The sequence below is a fragment of the Olavius algarvensis spirochete endosymbiont genome (genome assembly GCA_900608495.1).
Lineage (GTDB): Bacteria > Spirochaetota > Spirochaetia > DSM-2461 > DSM-2461 > UBA2779.
The window spans coordinates 1-2072 of record UWYT01000172.1 but is presented as its reverse complement, the minus strand read 5'-3'; the positions used below and the strand labels follow the sequence as shown (position 1 = coordinate 2072).

Sequence of the window (2072 nt, the reverse complement as noted above, 5' to 3'; positions counted from 1 at the left end):
AGGCTCTTAACTGGTATGCCTATGTGAGCAACAACCCCGTGAAGTATGTCGACCCAACGGGTTTAAGCGAAGTCGTAGGAACAGATACTAAAAATGACCCAATATTGGCCCAGAATTACAAGCCAGAGAGCGCACAAGTCAATATTGACCGACCAACAGATGGCTATAGAAATGGTTTTGATTCAAATAGAACTGTCGATGTCACAATGGAAAACGGGCAAACAATGCGAACTGGAAGCGATAACAGTGTTAGCGCAAATAGAACGGATCCTGAATATGCCAGAGACGTATTGGATACAAAATTGATAGAAGGATTCACACTACCAGATGGCGAATATAGTTTCACAACCGATGGTTTAACAGAGAACCTAGATGGCACAGCTAGTTCAGCAAGTTATGACAATACATATAGGTACCAGACAAACGATGAATCAATACCAGAAGAAACACGTGATTATATAAACAATGCACCATTTTTGAATCATGCAAATTCGAATAAAAAGGGGTATACATGGATAAACAATTCCTATTCGGCTGGTTGTACCAGTCAAAGAGGAGGACAGGCAGGTCAAAATACATTCATGAATCAAATGGCCGGTGTGGCTCCTGGCAATGTTACAATAACAATGAGATCCCGAAATCGTGTGAAAAGGGGAGTAAAGTAAGTCATGAAAAGGCGACTATTTTCGATTTCTATATTAATGCTTTTAATCAATGCATCTATTCTTTTTTCATCTAATGAAGGAGCTCTATTTGGTACATTTACTTCTTCCTTCCCGTATCCCTATAAATTCACAATATTGAATGACAATGAGATGAAACTGGAGTGGACTTCACCTCCAGATGATCATCGTTATGATCAATCAAAGATCTATAATTACACATTATCAAAGGGCCCTGTTTTTTTTCAATTTCTGCTTAGTGAAGACATCCCGACTTCTCTTTGGGAAGTGATAAATGGCAATCCAAAGCCATGGAACGTTGGCAATGTATTACTGGGTTTGTTCGGTGTGGTTGAAGATAACGGATCAGGTGATGAAGAAGTCGGAAAAATAATGGGGGTTACATACTCTACAAGAAGTCATACAGTTTCAGATATTTTTACGGCAGATGTACCCAATGATGTATTCAAAATGCATGGACTTTCTGATACACTCCCTATGAGTGTCACGAATCCAAGTTCGGAATTGAAAGAGGGGGAGACAACATACGAATTGCGAAATCTTGACTTAGTGCGCTCAGATACAGCATGGGTTGAGGGTGCTGATGGGAATGGTATTGGTGAGTCGTTTGAAGCGAAGTTTAATAAACCTCCTCTATATTTAGCAATTATCAACGGCTATATCTCTGCTAGCAATCCGTCGTTGTACTGGAAAAATGGTCGGATAAAGACTGTACGAATTGAGGGATTGACGACTGGTCTAGTCCTGGAACGAGAGGTAGAAGATACTCCTAATCTGCAGACGATAGATGTCCGGGAGCTGGGTGATGAAACGCATGCGAGAATCACCATAGCTGATGTATATCCTGGAGAACTCTATTCGGATACATGTCTACATTTCATGAGCTACAGTGAGTATGCTATCCGCCCTCTCTCTAGTTCTGATTTACAGATGAGTTCGCGGGCAAGCAACTAATGATTATTCGGGCGAGCGACAGAACGAGAGATTATCGGCACCTTGCGGTGTTCGCTTGCGTCCGATAATCCAACATTCTACCGTCCTCCGAGGACGCTTGCCACAGCTTCCGGCGCTCTGGTGAGGAGCCTGTCGGCCCGAAGGGTGGGGAGGCGTCCTGAAAGCCGATACCTCCTTTTCCCTTTCGCTGGGAATTCCCTCCCTTTACTGCCGTCGGAGCCTTTAATCCGTCGATTAGCGCTACAGAAAGCTCCCGCCCACCTGTAGCCAAGCCGCCCCCACCCCCACCCCTGCCCCTGGTTCCCCACCTGCGCAGGCCCTCAGCCAGGCCCGCCTTAGGCCATCCATGGCCATGGGGCTAAACAGAAGACGCCTTATTCTCAGTAGGCCTCCTGCCTACGAAAAATAAGGGAGTATTCTGTTCACCTGCCTCGG

At 44.8% G+C, this 2072-nt stretch carries 2 protein-coding genes; both read left to right on the top strand.

All coding sequences use genetic code 11. The features are described from left to right. Nucleotides 1-665 (top strand): hypothetical protein (locus tag S1OALGB6SA_RS04185; RefSeq protein ID WP_503465872.1); only part of this gene is annotated, 665 nt, incomplete at its 5' end. Nucleotides 666-668: 3 nt separating this feature from the next. Next, a complete protein-coding gene (locus tag S1OALGB6SA_RS10165; RefSeq protein WP_195910297.1) occupies nt 669-1637 on the top strand; it encodes an NADase-type glycan-binding domain-containing protein in 969 nt (322 codons plus the stop codon). Nucleotides 1638-2072: the final 435 nt, after the last annotated feature.

Excerpts from the sequence above, each read along its gene's own strand:
- S1OALGB6SA_RS10165 (WP_195910297.1), top strand. The coding sequence starts at position 669 with ATGAAAAGGCGACTATTTTCGATTTCTATATTAATGCTTTTAATCAAT.